Source organism: Curtobacterium sp. SORGH_AS_0776, assembly GCF_031453355.1.
In the GTDB taxonomy this organism is placed as follows: domain Bacteria; phylum Actinomycetota; class Actinomycetes; order Actinomycetales; family Microbacteriaceae; genus Curtobacterium.
In genome coordinates this window covers 2,329,721-2,349,119 of record NZ_JAVIYU010000001.1, presented here as the reverse complement: position 1 = coordinate 2,349,119, position 19,399 = coordinate 2,329,721, and the positions used below count along the sequence as shown (strand labels likewise).

The 19,399-nt window shown below is 71.2% G+C and carries 17 protein-coding genes; all 17 read right to left on the bottom strand.

Features of this window, described 5'->3' with window-relative positions; genetic code table 11:
* Positions 1-57: 57 nt before the first annotated feature.
* The 17 genes from nrdR to murD all read right to left on the bottom strand — a co-directional run bounded on the left by nrdR (position 58) and on the right by murD (position 19,395).
* Positions 58-555, bottom strand: a complete 498-nt coding sequence (gene nrdR, locus QE359_RS11650) for a transcriptional regulator NrdR (protein ID WP_070418661.1) — start codon at positions 553-555, stop codon at positions 58-60.
* Between the two features lie 12 nt (positions 556-567).
* Positions 568-1,875, bottom strand: coding sequence for a histidinol dehydrogenase (gene hisD / locus QE359_RS11645; RefSeq protein ID WP_261647544.1), 1,308 nt, complete (start codon positions 1,873-1,875; stop codon positions 568-570).
* Between the two features lie 95 nt (positions 1,876-1,970).
* A complete protein-coding gene (locus tag QE359_RS11640) occupies positions 1,971-2,810 on the bottom strand; it encodes a hypothetical protein (protein WP_309779285.1) in 840 nt (279 codons plus the stop codon).
* Positions 2,807-3,157, bottom strand: a complete 351-nt coding sequence (locus tag QE359_RS11635; protein ID WP_309779284.1) for a DUF2200 domain-containing protein — start codon at positions 3,155-3,157, stop codon at positions 2,807-2,809. Before QE359_RS11635 ends, QE359_RS11640 begins: the two co-directional genes overlap by 4 nt.
* Positions 3,158-3,159: 2 nt before the next feature.
* Complete coding sequence (gene dnaE, locus QE359_RS11630; protein ID WP_396127763.1) at positions 3,160-6,642, bottom strand: DNA polymerase III subunit alpha; 3,483 nt, start codon at positions 6,640-6,642, stop codon at positions 3,160-3,162.
* Between the two features lie 685 nt (positions 6,643-7,327).
* On the bottom strand, positions 7,328-8,251 hold the full coding sequence (locus QE359_RS11625) for an RluA family pseudouridine synthase (RefSeq protein ID WP_070418659.1): 924 nt from the start codon (positions 8,249-8,251) through the stop codon (positions 7,328-7,330).
* Positions 8,248-8,910, bottom strand: coding sequence for a signal peptidase II (gene lspA, locus QE359_RS11620; RefSeq protein ID WP_309779282.1), 663 nt, complete (start codon positions 8,908-8,910; stop codon positions 8,248-8,250). Before lspA ends, QE359_RS11625 begins: the two co-directional genes overlap by 4 nt.
* Positions 8,911-8,912: 2 nt before the next feature.
* A complete protein-coding gene (locus tag QE359_RS11615; protein ID WP_309779281.1) occupies positions 8,913-9,596 on the bottom strand; it encodes a DivIVA domain-containing protein in 684 nt (227 codons plus the stop codon).
* A 178-nt stretch (positions 9,597-9,774) separates the two neighbouring features.
* Complete coding sequence (locus tag QE359_RS11610; protein WP_083295315.1) at positions 9,775-10,077, bottom strand: YggT family protein; 303 nt, start codon at positions 10,075-10,077, stop codon at positions 9,775-9,777.
* Between the two features lie 71 nt (positions 10,078-10,148).
* Positions 10,149-10,712 (bottom strand): cell division protein SepF, encoded by a 564-nt coding sequence (locus QE359_RS11605; protein ID WP_309779280.1) that lies wholly within the window; start codon positions 10,710-10,712, stop codon positions 10,149-10,151.
* Positions 10,713-10,756: 44 nt separating this feature from the next.
* Entirely contained in the window at positions 10,757-11,482 is a 726-nt protein-coding gene (locus QE359_RS11600; RefSeq protein ID WP_309779279.1) for a YggS family pyridoxal phosphate-dependent enzyme, read from the bottom strand.
* A gap of 7 nt (positions 11,483-11,489) precedes the next feature.
* The gene (gene ftsZ / locus QE359_RS11595) at positions 11,490-12,659 is read right to left on the bottom strand and encodes a cell division protein FtsZ (RefSeq protein ID WP_309779278.1); all 1,170 of its coding nucleotides are present in this window, start codon (positions 12,657-12,659) and stop codon (positions 11,490-11,492) included.
* A 150-nt stretch (positions 12,660-12,809) separates the two neighbouring features.
* Entirely contained in the window at positions 12,810-14,060 is a 1,251-nt protein-coding gene (locus QE359_RS11590; protein ID WP_309779277.1) for an FtsQ-type POTRA domain-containing protein, read from the bottom strand.
* A complete protein-coding gene (murC, locus tag QE359_RS11585) occupies positions 14,057-15,478 on the bottom strand; it encodes a UDP-N-acetylmuramate--L-alanine ligase (protein ID WP_071294943.1) in 1,422 nt (473 codons plus the stop codon). Before murC ends, QE359_RS11590 begins: the two co-directional genes overlap by 4 nt.
* Entirely contained in the window at positions 15,475-16,629 is a 1,155-nt protein-coding gene (gene murG / locus QE359_RS11580; RefSeq protein WP_309779275.1) for an undecaprenyldiphospho-muramoylpentapeptide beta-N-acetylglucosaminyltransferase, read from the bottom strand. Before murG ends, murC begins: the two co-directional genes overlap by 4 nt.
* On the bottom strand, positions 16,626-17,900 hold the full coding sequence (gene ftsW / locus QE359_RS11575; RefSeq protein ID WP_309779274.1) for a putative lipid II flippase FtsW: 1,275 nt from the start codon (positions 17,898-17,900) through the stop codon (positions 16,626-16,628). Before ftsW ends, murG begins: the two co-directional genes overlap by 4 nt.
* The gene (gene murD, locus QE359_RS11570; protein ID WP_309779273.1) at positions 17,869-19,395 is read right to left on the bottom strand and encodes a UDP-N-acetylmuramoyl-L-alanine--D-glutamate ligase; all 1,527 of its coding nucleotides are present in this window, start codon (positions 19,393-19,395) and stop codon (positions 17,869-17,871) included. The genes ftsW and murD overlap by 32 nt, the downstream gene beginning before the upstream one ends.
* Positions 19,396-19,399: the final 4 nt, after the last annotated feature.

The window sequence follows — 19,399 nt, the reverse complement described above, 5'->3', positions numbered from 1 at the left end:
ACACCGAGCGGAACACGACGGAGTACCCGCCGCGGACGATCCGTTCCGCGATGCCGCTCACGCGCCGGCCCCGGCCGGGGACGAGCCGGCGACCGGGTCGGCCGCGCCGTGGTGGTCGCGGCGGAGTTGGCCGATGGCGTCCTCGAAGTCCTCGAGCGAGTCGAAGGCCTGGTAGACACTCGCGAACCGGAGGTAGGCGACCTCGTCGAGTTCGCGGAGCGGCGCGAGGATCGCGAGCCCGATGTCGTTCGCGTCGATCTGGCTCGACCCCGAGGACCGCACGGTCTCCTCGACGCGCTGCGCGAGGATCGCCAGGTCGCCGTCGGTCACCGGGCGTCCCTGGCAGGCCTTGCGCACGCCGGACACGATCTTGTCGCGGCTGAACGGCTCGGTCACCCCGTTGCGCTTCACCACGTTGAGCGAAGCGGTCTCGGTGGTCGAGAAACGGCGGCCGCAGTTCGGGCACTGACGACGGCGACGGATGGAGGTTCCGTCGTCGCTCGTCCGGGAGTCGACGACGCGGGAGTCCGGGTGGCGGCAGAAGGGGCAGAACATGTCGACCCCAGGCTACCGGTTCGTACGCTCCGTCACGGCGGCGCCGTGCGCGGGGAGCTGCTCCTCGGTCGCGAGGGCGACGATGTGCGGCGCGACCTCGGCGAGGGCCTCGGGCGAGTAGCGGATGACCTGCTGCGGGCGGAGGAACGTCGACGCGGACAGCCCGGAGCCGAAGCGCGCCTGCCCGCCGGTCGGCAGGACGTGGTTCGACCCGGCCAGGTAGTCGCCGAGGCTGACCGGCGTGCTCGGCCCGACGAACACCGCGCCCGCGGCGTCGATGTCGGCGAGGACCGCGTCGTCGTCGGTGGTCTGGATCTCGAGGTGCTCCGGCCCGTAGGCGTTGCTCACGGTCGCCGCGTCGGCGAGCGAGTCCACGAGCACGATCGCGGACTGCGGTCCGTCCAGGGCGACCTGGAGGCGCGACGCGGTCCCGACACGCGCAGCACGTTCCGGGATGGCCGCCTCCACCGCGTCGGCGAACGCCGCCGACGTCGTCACCAGCACGCTGCCGGCCTGCTCGTCGTGCTCGGCCTGGCTGATGAGGTCGGCGGCCACGTACCCGGGGTCCGCGGTGTCGTCGGCGATCACGAGGATCTCCGTCGCGCCGGCCTCGGCGTCGATGCCGACGACACCGCGCACGAGGCGCTTGGCCGCTGCGACGTAGTTGTTGCCGGGCCCCGTGACGAGGTCGACCGGCTCGAGGCCGATCGACGGGACGCCGTACGCCAAGGCACCGACGGCTCCGGCGCCGCCCATCGCGTAGACCTCGTCGATGCCGAGCAGGCCGGCCGCCGCGAGGATCGTCGGGTGCACCGCTCCCCCGTGGTCGCGCTGCGGGGGCGACACGAGCGCGATCGACCGCACGCCGGCGACCTGGGCGGGGACGACGTTCATGACGACGCTCGACGGGTACACCGCCTTGCCACCGGGCACGTAGAGGCCCACCCGACGCATCGGCTGCCAGCGCTGGTGCACCTCGGCGCCGTCGGCCAGGGTGGTCACGGACGCGGCGGGCACCTGGGCCGCACTCGCCGCCCGGACCCGGCGGATGGCCTCGTCGAGCGCTTCCCGGAGCTCGGGCGTGAGGCCGGCGACGGCCGCGGCGATCTCGGCAGCGGGGACCCGCACGTGCTCGGGCGCTCCCCCGTCGAACCGTTCGGCCTGGTCGTGCAGCGCCGACGCCCCGTGCTCGCGGACGGCGTCGACGAGCTCGCGGGCGGCGTCCACCGCGTGCGAGACGTCACCGGCGGCGCGCGGCATGAGTCGGAGGAGTTCGGCACGGGCGGGGAGGCCACCACGGAGGTCGATTCGCTGCATCATCAGGTGGTCAAGCCTACCGAGCGCGGACTGGAGGTCGGTGGCGGACCGGCACCGCACCTCCTGGTTCGCGGTGACGGGGCCCGGGGCTCGCGTCGTCAGGCGAGCGCGTCGACGACGGGGCGGTGTCGGGCGGCGGCTGCCGCGTCCCAGGCGCCGAGCAGGTGGAGCGTCGCGATGCGGAACGCGAGCGCGCGGACGAGCAGTTGGTCCCACTCCGCGACGTCGGCGCCGAGCGCGCCGAGCTGCGCGACCGGGACGCCGTGCCAGCACACGGCGTCGACCGCGGCGACGGCCGCACCGAACCCGGCGGGTCGCCAGGACGGCGGCCAGTCGATGACGGCGGGGACGGCGGGGACGGCGGCATCGGCGAAGAGGACGTTGTCGAGCAGGTCGCCGTGGACGAGCTGCGACGGCGCTCGGACGGGCCGGAACGCCGCGGCGAGGCGATCGAGCGTGGGGTCGTCCGGCAGGCGCGCTGCTCCCCAGGCCATCCGGTCAGCGCGGCCCCACGGGTCGGCGGGGCAAGGCGTGGACGGGGCGAGGAACGCGGGGCGGTCGAGGTGTGCGATCGCTCGGTGGAAGGCGTTCCCGACGCGGATGACGTCGGCGACCCGGGTCTCGTCGGCGCGGCCGGGCAGCCACTCCCATGCCTCCCAGGCGCCGGCGCGCCAGGGGCCGTCCCGCCGGGCGCCGGCGCGCCAGGGGCCGTCGACTGGTCGGACGGGTCGAGGTGTGCGGAACGTCGAGGTGTGCGCCAGCTCGGCGAGGACGCCCGCCCGCCAGTCCGTCACCGTTGCGCCGTCGTGCGGTCGGAGGACGACGTCGCCGGCGCGCCAGGTCAGCCCGCGCCCGCCCGCGAGCCGTTCGAGCCGCTGGTCGGCCACGCCGAAGGCACGCAGGGTGCCGGCATCCGGAGCGCCCGCCACGGTGTTCACGCGGTCCGGAGCACCTTCGACATCGGACGGCCCTTCGCGACCTCGTCGACGAGCTTGTCCAGGTACCGGATCTGCCGCATGAGCGGGTCGTCGAGTTCCTCGATCCGGACGCCGCAGATCACGCCGGTGATGAGCGGTGCGTTCGGATGGAGGTGCGCGGCCGCGAAGAAGTCCTCGAACGTCGTCTCGTCGGCGAGGTGCTCCTCGAGCGCGGCGTCGTCGAACCCCGTGAGCCACTCGATCACCGCGTCGAGCTCGGCCTTGGTGTGCCCCTTGCGCTCCACCTTCGCGAGGTAGTGCGGGTACACCGCGGCGAACGGCGTGCCGAAGATGCGGTGCCCGGCCATCGTCAGACCAGGCAGCGCGGCCCGAGCAGGCTCTTCAGCTCGCCGAAGAGGTCGGGTGTCAGGTTCACCGGGAACGGCAGCTCGAACGTGCGGGCGACGTCGTCCTTGATGAGCTTCAACCGGACCTCGGTCTCGCCGCTGTGCCGACCGAGGACGGCGGCGAGTTCGGTCACCGTCGTGGTCGTCGCCTGCCGCTCGGGCAGGCTCAGCGTGAGCGGGCCGGACCCCATGGCGTCGCCGACGTTCGGCTGGAACATGCTCACCGCGTGCAGGGCCTTGCCGTCGTCGCGCACGTTGACACGACCGCGCAGGACCACGATCGAGTCGGCGACGAGCGACGGCCCGAACTCTTGGTAGGTCTTGCCCAGGAACATCACGCCGATCTGGCCGCCGAAGTCCTCGATGTCGACGATGCCGTACGGGTTGCCGCTGGACTTCGCCACCCGGTGCTGCACGCTCGTCAAGAGCCCCGCGACGGTGACCGTCTCACCTTCGACCGAGTCGTCGGCCGCGATGAGGTCGGCGATGGTGATCGACTGGTGCTTCGCCAGCTCGATCTCGAGCCCGGCGAGCGGGTGGTCGGAGACGTACAGGCCGAGCATGTCCCGTTCGAACGCGAGCTTGTCGCGCTTGGACCACTCTGGGCGGTCGGGCACCTGGGACACGACGGCTGCCGACGGCTGTTCCTCGGCGACCTCGGCGAAGAGGGAGTCGAAGTCGAACCCGACGTTGCCGTGGGCCTCGTCGCGCTTGACCTTCACTGCACCCTCGACGGCGCCCTCGTGGATCTCGACGAGTGCCCGCCGGGAGTCGCCGAACTCGTCGAACGCACCGGCCTTGATGAGCGACTCGACCGTCCGCTTGTTCGCCGACGAGATCGGGATCTTGCGGAGGAAGTCGTGGAAGGACTCGAACGCGCCCTTCTCGGTGCGGGCCTGGACGATGTCGTCGACGACGTTGAAGCCGACGTTGCGGATCGCGCCCATGCCGAAGCGGATGTCCTCGCCGACTGCCGCGAAGAAGCCGATCGACTCGTTGACGTCCGGCGGCATGACCTTGATGCCCATCCGGCGGCACTCGTTCAGGTACAGCGCGAGCTTGTCGCGGGCATCGCCGACGCTCGTCAGCAGGGCCGCCATGTACTCGGCCGGGTAGTGCGCCTTGAGGTACGCGGTCCAGAACGACACCACGCCGTACGCCGCCGAGTGCGCCTTGTTGAACGCGTAGTCGGAGAACGGCAGCAGGATGTCCCACAGGGTCTTGATGGCAGCGGCCGAGTAGCCGTTGTCCTGCATGCCCTTCTCGAAGCCTGCGTACTGCTTGTCCAGCTCGGACTTCTTCTTCTTGCCCATCGCGCGGCGGAGGATGTCCGCTTGGCCGAGGGAGAACCCGGCGACCTTCTGCGCGATGGCCATGACCTGCTCCTGGTAGATGATCAGGCCGTAGGTCGTGCCGATGATGTCCTGCAGGGGCTCCTCGAGCTCCGGGTGGATCGGCGTGATCGGCTGCTCGCCGTTCTTGCGGAGCGCGTAGTTCGTGTGCGAGTTCGCACCCATGGGGCCCGGACGGTACAGGGCGATGAGCGCCGAGATGTCCTCGAAGTTGTCGGGCTTCATCAGACGCAGCAGCCCACGCATCGGTCCGCCGTCGAGCTGGAACACGCCGAGGGTGTCACCACGCTGCAGGAGCGCGTACGCCTCGGGGTCCTCGAGCCCCATGGTCTCGAGGTCGAGCTCGATCCCACGGTTCGTCTTGATGTTGTCGAGGGCGTCACTGATGATCGTGAGGTTGCGGAGCCCCAGGAAGTCCATCTTGATCAGGCCGAGCGACTCCGCTGCCGGGTAGTCGAACTGCGTGACGATCTGGCCGTCCTGCTCGCGCTTCATCACGGGGATGATGTCGATCAGCGGATCGCTCGACATGATGACGCCGGCGGCGTGCACGCCCCACTGGCGCTTCAGCCCCTCGAGCCCGAGGGCGGTGTCGAACACCGTCTTCGCCTCGGGGTCGGTCTCGACGACCGTGCGGACGTCCACGGCTTCCTTGTAGCGCGGGTGGTCCTTGTCGAAGATCCCGGTGAGCGGGATGTCCTTGCCCATCACGGGCGGCGGCATCGCCTTGGTGAGCTTCTCGCCCATGCCGAACGGGAAGCCCAGCACGCGCGAGGAGTCCTTGAGCGCCTGCTTCGCCTTGATCGTGCCGTACGTGACGATCTGCGCGACACGCGCCGACCCGTACTTCTCGGTGACGTACTTGATCGCCTCACCGCGGCGCCGGTCGTCGAAGTCGACGTCGAAGTCGGGCATCGAGACGCGGTCCGGGTTGAGGAAGCGCTCGAAGATCAGGCCGTGGCGGATCGGGTCGAGGTCGGTGATGCGCATCGCGTACGCCACCATCGAGCCGGCACCGGAACCACGGCCGGGACCGACGCGGATGCCGTTGTTCTTCGACCAGTTGATGAAGTCGGCGACCACGAGGAAGTACCCCGGGAAGCCCATCTGGTTGATGATGCCGACCTCGTAGTCGGCGCGTTCCTGGACCTCGCGCGTGATGCCGTCGGGGTACCGGTACTCGAGGCCCTTCGCCACCTCTTTCTCGAACCACGAGTGCTCGGTCTCCCCCTCGGGCACGGGGAACTTCGGCATGTAGTTGGCCGCGGTGTCGAACTCGACGTTGCACCGCTCGGCGATGAGCAGCGTGTTGTCGCAGGCCTCGGGGTTGTCGCGGAAGAGGTGCCGCATCTGCTGCGGGGTCTTCAGGTAGAACTCGTCGGCGTCGAACTTGAAGCGGTTCGGGTCGTTCAGGGTCGAGCCGGACTGGACGCAGAGCAGCGCCGCGTGCGACTTGGCGTCGTGCGAGTGCGTGTAGTGCAGGTCGTTCGTGCCGACCAGCGGGATGTCGAGGTCCTTCGCCAGCCGGATCAGGTCGCTCATGATCCGACGTTCGATCTCGAGCCCGTGGTCCATGACCTCGGCGAAGTAGTTCTCCTTGCCGAAGATGTCGCGGTAGTCCGCCGCGGCCTTGACGGCTTCGTCGTACTGGCCGAGCCGCAGCCGGGTCTGGATCTCCCCCGAGGGGCAGCCCGTCGTGGCGATGATGCCCTCGTGGTACTCCTCGAGCAGCTCGATGTCCATGCGGGGCTTGAAGTAGTACCCCTCGATCGACGCCTTGCTCGACAGCCGGAACAGGTTGTGCATGCCCGTCGTGTTCTCGGCGAACATCGTCATGTGCGTGTACGCGCCGGAGCCCGACACGTCGTCGCCGCCGCCGTCGCCCCAGCGCACACGGGTCTTGTCGGTCCGGTGGGTGCGCGGCGTGATGTACGCCTCGGTCCCGATGATCGGCTTGACGCCGCCGGCCTTGGCGGCCTTCCAGAACTCGAACGCGCCGAACATGTTGCCGTGGTCGGTCACGGCAACGGCGGGCATGCCCTGCGCGGCGGTCTCGGCCACGAGGTCGCCGAGCCTGGCGGCGCCGTCGAGCATCGAGTACTCACTGTGCACGTGCAGGTGGACGAAGGAGTCGGAATCCGACACGGAACCTCCGGTTCGCGGGAGCTGCTGCGGTCTGGGAACAGCCTAACCGCGACCGGGGACAAACCCGGGCGCGTCGAGGCGGACGGGAGGCGCGGTGCGGGCCCGACCCGCACCTCCCGTCCGTCAGGGGCGCGCCGCTGAGGGCGCGCAACACGCCGCGCGCGTCCCGCCGAGAGCGCACGAAGTGCCGCTCCGCGGCGACGACAGCGACACTTTTCGCGACCTCGGCGGGCGCGGCCGGGCGCGTCGAGGCGGACGGAAGGCGCGTTGCGGGGCCGACCCGCGCCTCCCGCCCGTCAGGGGGTCGCGCCGCGCGCGGGGCGCGACGCCGAGGGCGCGCAACACGCAGCGCGCGTGCCGTCGAGAGCGCACGAAGTGCCGCTCCTCGGTGCCGACAGCGACCGATTTCGCGACCTCGGCGGGCGTGGCCGGGCGCGTCGAGACGGACGGGAGGCGCGGTGCGGGCCCGACCCACGCCTCCCGTCCGCCAGGGGGGGGGGCGCGCCGCCGAGGGCGCGCAACTCGCCGCGCGCGTCCCGCCGAGAGCGCACGAAGTGCCGCTCCGCGGCGCGGCGAGCGGCACTTCGTGCGACCTCGGCGCGCCAGGCGCGCGCCAGCCGAGCGCGCGCGCGGCCTACGCGGCGCGGATGCGGTCCAGCGCCCGCTGCAGGTCGTCGGGGTACTCCGCCGAGTACGACACCCACGACCCCGTCCGCGGGTGCTCGAACCCGAGCCGGACGGCGTCGAGCCACTGCCGCGTGAGCCCGAGCTCCTCGGCGAGCACCGGGTCGGCCCCGTACATCGTGTCGCCCACGAGCGGGTGCCGGGTCGCCGCCATGTGCACCCGGATCTGATGCGTCCGACCGGTCTCGAGATGCACCTCGAGCAGGGTCGCGGAGCGGAACGCCTCGAGGGTCTCGTAGTGCGTCACGCTCGGCTTGCCGTCGGCCGTGACCGCGAACTTCCAGTCGCTCGAGGGGTGCCGGCCGATGGGCGCGTCGATCGTGCCGGACGTCGGGTCGGGGTGCCCCTGCGCGAGCGCGTGGTAGACCTTCTCGACCGTGCGCTCCTTGAACGCGCGCTTGAGGTGCGTGTACGCCAGCTCGGTCTTCGCCACGACCATCAGCCCCGAGGTGCCGACGTCGAGCCGGTGCACGATGCCCGCGCGTTCGGCGGCACCGGAGGTCGCGATCGTGAAGCCGGCGGCGGCGAGACCACCGGGGACCGTGGGGCCGTCCCAGCCGGGCGAGGGGTGTGCGGCGACGCCGATCGGCTTGTCCACCACGACGATGTCGTCGTCGTCGTGCACGACCGTCATGCCGGGGACCTCGACCGGGATGATCCGGGGGGCTTCCTTCGGCGTCCACTCGACCTGCAGCCAGGAGTCGGCGTGCAACCGGTCGGACTTGTCCACCGTGACCCCGTCGACGGTCACGCCGCCGGCCGAGACGACCTCGGCAGCGAAGGAACGGCTGAACCCGAGGAGCTTCGCGATGGCGGCGTCGACACGCTCACCGGCGAGCCCGTCCGGCACCGGAAGGGAACGGCTCTCGGTCACGTCGCGTCGTGCCCGAGGGTGTCCCGCCCGTCACGCGGCGCGCGCGGGTCCTCGACGAGGGGCCGGGATGCGCGGTGCTCGTCCGCCTCGGAGGCGTCCGACTGCGCACGCGCCGCGTCCAATGCGCGCTGCTGCTTCGCGGAGAGGGCACGGGTGCCGTCGAGGTTCACCCCGAGGATCACCAGCAGGACGAAGACCACCATGCTGATGCAGATGAACGAGTCGGCGATGTTGTAGATCGCGGGCATCATCCACGGGGTCGAGATGAAGTCCACCACGTGGCCGCGACCGAAGCCGGGCTCACGGAAGAGCCGGTCGAGCAGGTTGCCGAGCGCCCCGCCGAGGAGCATGCCGAGCACGAGTGCCCACCACATCGACCGGATCCGCCGGGCGAACACGATGATCGCGACCACGACGGCGGTCGAGACGATCGAGAACACCCACGTCATGTTCACCGCGAACGAGAACGCGGCGCCGGGGTTCCGGACGTAGAGCAGCTGCAGGGCGTTCCCGAGGACCGGGACGACGGTGCCGTACGGCAGGTTGGCGACGACGAGCGCCTTCACGCCCTGGTCGAGCGCCACCACGACGACAGCGGCGAAGGCCAGTGCCGCGATCGCGCGGACACTGACCTTCGCTCGTGATGCTGGTCGCGACAACGTCAGTTGCCGAAGCCCTGCGCCGATGCCGGCGCCGGGGTGAGCCCGGACTGCTCGGTGCCCGAGCCGTCCAGCTCGTTGAGCTGACCCTGGATGTAGCTCTTGAGCTGTGCACGGTAGTCACGCTCGAACGTGCGGAGCTCGTCGATCTTGCCCTCGAGCTGGCGCTGCTCCTGCTCGAGCACCGCGACACGCTGACGGTTCGTGTTCTCGGTGTCGGCGATGATCTGGCGCTGCTTGGCCTCGGCCTCGGAGACGAGACGGGCGGCCTGCGCGGTGCCCTCGGCGATGAGCGCGTCGCGCTTCTCGACGCCTTCGCGGACGTGCTCCTCGTGGAGACGACGGGCGAGCGTCAGGAGGTTCGTGGTGCCCTCGGTGTCCTCGTCGGCCGGGACCGTGGTGGCCGGCGCGGCGGCGGCGACCGGAGCGGGCTCCGGCGCGGCTGCCACGGGGGCGGGCTCCGGCTCGGGCTCGGGGGTCGGAGCGGACTGCTCGGCCTCGGCCGGCTTCGGCGCGGACTCGGCCGACTGCAGACGCTGGCGGAGCTCGTCGTTCTCGGCCGTCAGGCGACGGAGCTCGACGACGACCTCGTCGAGGAAGTCGTCGACCTCGTCCTGGTCGTAGCCCTCGCGGAACTTCGTCGGCTGGAACCGCTTGTTGACTACGTCTTCCGGCGTCAAAGCCATTGCCGTCACCTCAATAGAACTGCTGAACGTGTGGAACCGTCTCGGTGCGACCGAATCTACCAGTCGCGCCGAACGGTGCGGATGCCACGCCGGGGCGAGCATCGGATCCCGACCACCGTACACCGATGGTGGCCGTGAACCGTGACCACGCACTGGGCGTGGCGCGTGTCGTGTCCTCTTAGTTGGCGAACACGGGGATGAGCAGGGCGATCACGAACCGGATGATGATCGCCAGGAGGAGCACGATCGTCCAGCCGAAGTCGAGCGCCACGGGGCCCATGCGCATCGGCGGGAGGACCCGGCGGACCGCCCGGATCGGCGGGTCCGTCACGGTGTAGACCACGTCGGCGACGACGAGGAGTGCTCCGCGCGGCCGCCAGGACCGGTTGAACTGCTGGACGATGTCGAGGACGAACCGCCCCCACAGCACGAGGATGTACAGCAGGAGGAGGTAGTACAGGATCGTGAGGATCGCGGTCACGATGGGGCTCGCTCAGCTCGGGTGCGGACCGTCATGCGACGAGCCGCACGGGGCGGGTGGGCCTGAGGGACTCAGGACTGGGCGAAGAAGGACGCCTCGATGTCGGACTCTACCTCAGGCGCCTCACCGCTCACCGCGACGTGCGCCGGCGACAGCAGGAACACCTTGTTGGTGACGCGCTCGATCTTGCCGTAGAGGCCGAGCGACAGCCCGGAGGCGAAGTCGATCATGCGGCGGGCGTCGGCCTCGGTCATCTGCGAGAGGTTGATGATGACGGGGATGCCGTCGCGGAAGCTCTCGGCGATGGACTGGGCGTCCTTGTACTCGCGGGGGTGGACGGTGAGGATCTCGTTCATTTCCTGGACCGGTGCTGCCTTCTGTGCGGACGTGTGCGAGCGGCGGAGCGGGGTGACCTGGGCGCCGCGCTGGTGGGTGTGCGCCTTGGGCTCGGCGGCGACGGGCGCCACCGGTGCCGCGGCGGGCGCGGGGGTCTCGTCGGCGACCGGAGCGGGCGCGGGGGCAGGGGCCGGAGCGGACTGCTGCCGCGCGGGCTGCTGCGGCTGCTCGTCCTCGTACTCGAGTTCCTCGTCGGCGAGGCCCAGGTAGACCATCGTCTTCTTCAGCGGGTTGGCCATGGTTCCTCCGGAGGTCGGTGCTCGTGGATGCCCTTGCAACGAGGCTAGGGCGCGACCGGCCGATTTCCCGTGATTGCGGTCCCGATCCGCAGGTGTGTCGCGCCCTCGAGCACGGCGTCGGCGTAGTCACCGCTCATCCCGGCCGAGATGTCCGTCGCGGTGGGGGCGAGGGACACCACGCGCTCGGAGACCCCACGGAGCCGGGCGAAGGCCGCGCGCGGCTCTTCGTCGAGCGGTGCGACGGCCATCACCCCACGGAGCCGGATCGTGCCCGTGGCGAGCACCCGCGACACCATGGCCTCGACGGCGTCGGGTCGCACGCCACCGCGGTCTGGGTCGTCGGTCAGGTTGACCTGCACGAAGCCGTCGATCACCGGCGGCTCGGGTTCCGCCTCGGTCGGCGCGAACGCGTCCACGACGGACTCGCGGTCGAGCGACTGCACGACGTGCGCGTACCGCCGGACCTGCCGGGCCTTCTTCGACTGCAGCTGTCCGACGAAGTGCCAGACCAGCGGGAGGTCGGCGAGCTCGGCGGCCTTCGCCTGCGCCTCCTGGTGCCGGTTCTCCCCCACGTCGGTGACGCCGAGCGCGGCGAGGTCGCGGACGAGCGACGCCGGGTGGAACTTCGTGACGACGACGAGCGTGAGCTCGTCGGCCGAGCGCCCTGCGGCGCGCGCCGCGTCGGAGATGCCGCTCCTGACGGACGCGAGACGCGCCTCCAGTCCGTCGTCTGCTGACGGGGCGGACGGGAGGCGCGTGTCGGCTACCAAGGAGGGATTACTTCAGGAAGTCGGGGACGTCGAGCTCGTCGTCATCGTCGTCGAACGCCGGGTCGGCGGCACGCTGCGCGGGCGCCTCGTGCTCCTGCGACGCCCACGACGGGGCGGACGAGGACGAGTCCTCGATCGCACCGGTCGCACCGGCGGAGGTCACCGGGACGGTCGCGCCGGCCTCGGGGTCGACCCAGCTGGAGCGGCGCTCCTTCTGCTGCGAGGTGGGCTCGCCGCCGTCGAAGCCCGCGGCGATGACGGTCACGCGGACCTCGTCGCCGAGCGTGTCGTCGATGACGGCACCGAAGATGATGTTCGCCTCGGGGTGGACTGCCTCCTGCACCAAACGGGCCGCGTCGTTGATCTCGAAGATGCCGAGGTTCGAACCACCCTGGATCGAGAGCAGCACGCCGTGCGCACCGTCGATCGAGGCTTCGAGCAGCGGGCTCGCGACGGCCAGTTCGGCCGCCTTGATCGCCCGGTCGGCGCCCCGCGAGGAACCGATGCCCATGAGCGCGGAACCCGCACCCTGCATGACGGACTTCACGTCGGCGAAGTCGAGGTTGATCAGGCCGGGCGTGGTGATGAGGTCGGTGATGCCCTGGACGCCGGCGAGGAGCACCTGGTCGGCCGTGGCGAAGGCCTCGACCATCGAGATGCCGCGGTCGCTGATCTCGAGCAGGCGGTCGTTCGGCACGACGATGAGCGTGTCGACCTCGTCCTTGAGGCCGGCGACACCGTTCTCGGCCTGCGACTGACGACGCTTGCCCTCGAAGCTGAACGGCTTCGTGACGACGCCGATGGTGAGCGCGCCGATCGACTTCGCGATGCGGGCGACCACGGGCGCACCACCCGTGCCTGTCCCACCACCCTCACCGGCGGTGACGAAGACCATGTCGGCACCGGCGAGGGCCTCTTCGATCTCCTCCGCGTGGTCCTCGGCGGCACGACGGCCGACCTCGGGGTCCGCTCCGGCGCCGAGGCCGCGGGTGATCTCGCGGCCCACGTCGAGCTTGACGTCGGCGTCGCTCAGGAGCAGCGCCTGCGCGTCGGTGTTGATCGCGATGAACTCCACCCCGCGGAGGCCGAGCTCGATCATCCGGTTGACGGCGTTCACGCCGCCGCCGCCGACGCCGACGACCTTGATGACGGCGAGGTAGTTGTGGTTCGTGGTCACGTCAGTCAGGCCTCCGGTCGAACCCTCAACCTCTACTTGAAGTTCAGGGGCATTGCTGGTAGATGTGGTGCTGGCTTCGACGCTACGGGTGCGCTCCGGGCACTGTCGCCCCGCCACGCCGCGTGTCGCGCGATTCCGCGTCGACTTCCGCTACTTCTTCGCGCGGATGATGCCGTTGTCCGGAGCGCTGACGTCGTACTCGACGACGACGCCGGGGTTCCGCGCCGCGTGGTCCTTCACGAGGGCCGCGAGGAGGGCCGCCTTCGCGTCGGACTGCTCCGGGTTCCCCCAGACGACGCTCGAGCCGTCCTTCAGGGTGAGGGTCACGTCGTCGGCGGTCGAGCCCTTCACGCTCGTCACCTGCTGACGCACGGTCGACGGGAGCGCGAGCACGACCTCGGTCATCGTGCGGAACTCGGACGAGCCGAGCTTCGCGTTGCCGATGTCGGCGACGGGCATGTTCGCGGGCTGCTTCGGCGACGACTGCACGACGATGCCTGCAGGGTCGACCAGGTCGAAGGACTTCCCCGACCGCACCGCGACGACCGGCGTGCGCTCGGTCACGGTGACCACGAGGGTGTGCGGCGGGGCCTCCTCCGTCACGTAGCTCTCGATGAGCGGGAAGCCGGCGATGTCCTTCCTGATGGCGTCGAAGTCGAGCCGGGCCAGCGGGGTGCCGATCTGGTCGGAGAGCGCCTGGCGGAGCTGGGTCTCGTCGACGCGGTTCGTCCCCTTGACCTCGATGGTCTGGAGCGCCATCAACGGCGAGAACACCGCGACGAGGATCGAGATCCCGAAGACGAGGACGATGCTCGCGGCGGTGATCCAGGCGGCGCGGCGGTGCCGGCTGCGACGGGTGAAGCGGCGGACCTCGGCGCGCTCGAGGAGGCGACGACGGCGCTTGGCCACCCGGGCCTCCCGCGCGGTCTCGGCAGCGCGGACGCCGGCGCCGATCGGGCGCTCGTGGCCGTCCCCGTCCGGGCCGTGCAGGTCGGTGAGGTGGGCGAGCCGCTCGGCGTCGCGGCGCTCGGTCTCCTGCCGCTCCCGGGCGAGGCGCTCGGCCTCGGGGTCGTGGTGGTCCTCGTCGGGCGTGTACTCGCGCAGCCGGCCGGCGACGGACGACAGTCCGGCGCCGAGGCGACGGCCGGCGGCGCCGGCGAGGGCACCGGCGCGGTCGCGAGCCGAGCCGTTCGACGTGTCGTCGGCGGCGGTGGGGTCGGCCGTCTCGACGACCGGTTCCTCGGTGGCGGGCGCGAGCCGCGCCTCCTGGACCTCCGGCTCGGGCTCGCGGGACGGACGCCGCGGGATCAGCGGGGCACGACGCTGCCGGGGCGCGCCCGCGCGGTCGGCAGGTGCGTCCGGACGGGCCGGCCGCTCGTCGAACCCCTCGGGACGCTTCACCGGGACAGCGCCCCGTCGTCGTGGAGGGCGCTGAGCACCTGCGGGATGATCCGGTACACGTCGCCGCAGCTCAGGGTCATGATGATGTCGCCGTCGCGCGCGACCGCGGCCGCACGCGCCGAGGCCTCGTCCCAGTCGGGCAGGAACTCGACGCGGGACTGGTCGGCGAAGCGCTCCTGGACGAGGGCGCCAGTGACGCCGGGCTCCGGGTCCTCGCGGGCGCCGTAGACGTCGAGGACGACGGTGTGGTCGGCGAGCTCCTCGTAGACCTTGGCGAAGTCACCGGCCATCAGGCGCGTCCGCGAGTACAGGTGCGGCTGGTGGATCGCGATGATCCGGCCGTCGCCCACGACGTTCCGTGCGGCCTTGAGCGCCGCCGCCACCTCGGTCGGGTGGTGCGCGTAGTCGTCGTAGACCGAGACGCCGCGCTCGACGCCGTGCAGCTCGAAGCGTCGCTGAGTTCCGCCGAAGGCCTCGATGCCACGGATCGCGTCCTCGGCGGCGACGCCGAGTCCGGTCAGGACGGCGAAGGCGCCGACGGCGTTGATCGCGTTGTGGCGGCCGGGGACCCGGAGCGTCAGGTGGTGCGCCTCGCCCGCGGCGCGGAAGTCGACCTCGACCCCGGCGGACTCGGTGATCCCCTCGATCCGGACGTCGGCGTCGACGGCCTCGCCGAAGGTGACGATCTCGGGCGCGTCCTCGCGGGCGCGGATCCCAGCCGTGACCGCCTTCGCGCCGGCGTCGTCGCTCGAGATCACGACGCGCTCGCTCGCCTTGGCGGCGAACTCGACGAAGGCCTCGGTGAAGGCCTCCTCGCTGCCGTAGTGGTCGAGGTGGTCGGCGTCGACGTTCGTGATGAGGGCGACCGCGACGTCGTAGAGCAGGAACGATCCGTCGGACTCGTCGGCCTCGACGACGAACAGGTCGCTCGAGCCCGGCGCCGAGCTCGTGCCGAGGGACTGGATGACCCCACCGTTGACGAAGCTCGGGTCCAGCCCGAGCTCGACGAGCGCGGTGACGATCATGCCGGTCGAGGTGGTCTTGCCGTGCGCGCCGGCGACCGCGACGAGGCGGTGCTCGGCGATGAGGGCGGCGAGGGCCTGCGACCGGTGCAGGACCGGCAGGCCGCGGCGCTGGGCCTCGAGGAGTTCCGGGTTGTCCGGCCAGAGCGCGCTCGTGACGACGATGGTGTCAGCGTCACCGACGTTCGCGGCGTCGTGGCCGATGTGCACCTCGGCGCCGAGGTCGCGCATGGTGCCCGTGGTGGCGGTCTCGCGGGAGTCGCTGCCGGTCACGCGGTGGCCGGCGGCGAGGAAGAGCCGGGCGATGCCGCTCATGCCGGAGCCGCCGATGCCGACGAAGTGGACGGTGCCGAGATCGTCGGGGATCGGCTGCGTCAGGTCCGGCTTGATGGTCATCGTTCCTCCGTGGTGCTGTCGTGCGTGCCGTGCTGCGCGTCGCGCTGCGTGCCGTGCGCGTCGCGCTTCGCATCGGTCGCGCGCTTCGCGGCGTCGAGGACGAGGTCCGTCATGCGGTCGGCGCCGTCGCGGTGTCCGACGCTGCCGGCACGGACGGTCATGTCGGCGATGCGGGCCCGGTCCTGCAGGGTGTTCAGCAGCTGGAACGTCACCCAGTCCTCGTCGAATTCCGCGTCGGCCACGAGGACCGCTCCCCCGGCGTCGACGACGTCCTTCGCGTTGTGCCGCTGCTCGCCGTTGCCGACAGGGTACGGCACGAGGACGCTCGGCAGCCCGACGGCGGACAGCTCGCAGACCATGCCGGCGCCGGCGCGCGAGACCACGAAGTCGCTCGCGGCGTACGCCAGGTCCATCCGGTCGCAGTAGGGCAGCACGTGGTAGCCGTCGAGGTCGCTCGGGCCGATGTCGGACTTCCCGCCGACGACGTGCAGGACCTGCCAGCCGGCACCGACGATCGTCGCGGCGCTCCGGTTGACGGTGCGGTTGATGCTCCGCGCGCCGGAGGACCCGCCCGTGACGAGGAGGACCGGTCGGGCGGGGTCGAGGCCGAACTCAGCGAGCCCCTCGGCGCGGCTCGCGCGACGGTCGAGCGACTCGATCTCGCGCCGGAGCGGCATGCCGACGACCCGGCCGTGACGGAGACGGGTGTTCGAGAAGGTCACGCCCACGTGGTCGGTGAGGAACGCTGCCAGGCGGTTCGCCAGGCCGGGCTTGGCGTTCTGCTCGTGCACGACGATCGGGGTGCCGGTACGGCGTGCGGCGATGTACGCCGGTGCGGCCGCGTAGCCCCCGACCCCGAGGACGACGTCGACCTCGCGCTCGCGGATGATCTGTTCGACCCGACGCACGGCGCCGAGGAACCCGCCGGGGAAGCGGAGCGCGGCGGCGTTCGGCTTGCGCGGGAACGGCAGGCGCGGGATCGTCAGCAGTTCGTAGCCGCGCATCGGGACGAGCCGGGACTCGAGCCCCTCGGCGGTACCGAGGACGAGGACCTCGGCGTCGGGCTCGCGCTCGGTCAGCCGGTCGGCGACCGCGAGCAGCGGGTTGACGTGGCCGGCGGTGCCGCCGCCCGCGAAGAGGTACGTGTTCACCGGAGGGTTCCGTTCGTGGTGGTGCGGCCGACGCCGGTCCTGCCCGGGAGGTCGCTCTTGCCCGGGAGGTCGCGCGCGAAGGACAGGACGACGCCGATGGCGACGAGGGTCATGATCAGCGCGGAGCCACCGGCCGAGATGAGTGGGAGGGGGACGCCGAGGACCGGCAGGAGGCCGAGGACCACGGCGATGTTGACGAGCGCCTGGCCGATGATCCACGCGAGCACGCCACCGGTGACGGTCTTCACGAAGGGGTCGTTCGACTGCCGGATGATCTTGATCATGCCGACCGCCAGGACCACGAACAGGGCGAGCACGACGACGGCGCCGACGAGCCCGAGCTCCTCGCCGATGATCGCGAAGATGTAGTCGTTGTCCGCCTCGGGGAGCCACGACCACTTCGCCTTGGAGTTGCCGAGGCCCACCCCGAAGACGCCGCCGGAGGCCAGCGCCCACATGCCGTGGGTCGGCTGCCAGCAGAGGTCCTGGTACTGGCTCGTGTCGGTGCAGCCGGAGAGCCAGGCGCTGATGCGGTGCGACCGGGAGCTCGACGCCATCGTGACGAACGGCAGCAGCACGGCGAGGCCGAGCACCCCGACGAGCAGGTGCTTCGCCCGGGCGCCGCCGACGTAGAGCGCGCCGAACACCAGGATGAGCATGATCATCGCGGTGCCCTGGTCGCCGCCGACGAGGACGAGGCCGATCGACCCGAGCGACGCGATGCCGATCGGGATGAAGACCTCTTTCCAGTCGTCGAGCTTCTCCCGCTTGACGTACATGATCGCGCCGATGCCCAGCACGAGCGCGAGCTTGAGGATCTCGGACGGCTGCGCGGTGAACGAGCCGAGGCGGATCCAGTTCCGGTTGCCCTGGATCGAGTAGCCGAGCGGGGTCAGGACGACGAGCGCCTGCACGACCAGGCCGACGCCGACGATCCACATCGCCCACTTCCGCCAGAACCGCGCGGGCAGGCGGGAGGCGATGAGCATGAGCGGGACGCCGAGCACGGCGTAGAGGCCCTGGCGGGAGGCCGCGCCGAAGAAGTCGTGCGTCGCGGCGTACTGCTCCACGCTCGACGAGGACAGCACCATGACGACGCCGAAGACGACGAGGAAGAGCGTGACGCCCAGGATCGTGTAGAAGGTGCTCGACTCGGCGACGAAGACGTTCTTGACGGCGACGACCGCCCCGTTGTGGCGTCGTGCGGGTGCGTGCGGTCGGCCGGGGGCCGCTCCGCCGCTACGGCCGCTCGGGAGATCCGTCGTCGCCATCGGCGTTTCCTCCCAGGTGCTCGTGGACCGCCGCCGCGAATCGACGCCCCCGGTCCGCGTAGGAGCCGAACTGGTCGAACGACGCCGCAGCCGGGGCGAGGAGGACCGTGTCGCCCGGCCTCGCGACCGATGCGGCATGCCGGACCGCCTCGGGCATGACCTGATCAGTGTCCGCTGCCTCGACCTGCAGCACCGGCACCCCGGGCGCGTGTCGCGCGAATGCCTCGAGCACGGGGCCGCGATCGGCCCCGATCACGACGACGCCACGGACGTCCGGCCCGAAGCGCTCGACGAGTCCGTCGATGTCGACGCCCTTGAACAGACCACCGACGATCCACACAACCTTGTCGAACGCCGCGAGCGACGCCGTGGCTGCGTGCGGGTTCGTCGCCTTGGAGTCGTCCACCCAGGTGACGCCCTCGGCGGAGGCCACCAGCTCGGTGCGGTGGTGGTCGGCGCGGAAGCCCTGCACGGCGGTGCGGATCGCGCTCGGCTGCACGGAGGCCGCACGGGCGAGCGCGGCCGCGGCGAGGACGTTCATCGTCATGTGCGGGCTGGCGAGCCCGGCGGCCTCGAGGTCGGCGACGGTCGCGAGCTCGAGCGCGCTGTTCCGTCGGTCGTCGGTGAAGGCCCGGTCGCAGAGGACGTCCTCGACCACCCCGACGTCGCCGGGCGCGGGGATCCCCGGGCCGAAGCCCACGGCACGGCACCCCTCGACGACGTCGGCGTCCTCGACCATGTGCCGGGTGACGTCGTCCGTGGTGTTGTACACGCAGGCGAGGACCGTGCGCTCGTAGACCTTGGCCTTCGCGGCCCGGTAGGCCTCGGCGGAGCCGTGCCACTCGAGGTGGTCGTCCGCGATGTTCAGGCAGGCGCTGGCGAGGGGCACCACGGCACCGTCGCCGGTCGTCGGCATGTAGTGCAGCTGGTGGCTGGAGAGTTCGACGACGAGGACGTCGTAGCCGTCCGGGTCGCGCACGACGTCGAGGACGGGCACGCCGATGTTGCCGCACGCCACCGCGCGGAGCCCGCCGGCCTCGAACATCGCTGTCGCGAGCTGCGTCGTGGTGGTCTTGCCGTTCGTGCCGGTGATGGTCACCCAGGGCGCAGCGACGGGGCCGCGCACGACCTTGTCGCGGACGCGCCAGGCCAGCTCGATGTCACCCCACACGACGCTGTTCGCCACGGCCCACTGCACGGTCGCGTTGTGCGGCGGCAGGCCCGGCGACACGATCACGACGTCCGGCGCCTGGGCCTCGAGGGCGGCGGGCACCGAGTCGAGGGGCACCTGCACGAACTGCGCACCGATCACGTCGAGCAGCTCCACGCTGTCCGACGGGGCGTCGGTCGAGTAGACCGTCACCGCGCTGCCGAGCTCGACGAGGGTGTCGGCGACCGAGAACCCGGTGGCGCCGAGGCCGAGCACGGCGACGTTCAGCCCCTTCCAGCCCTCGGCGTACCAGCTGTCCAGGGACTCCAGGCGGGACGAGGACACCGCG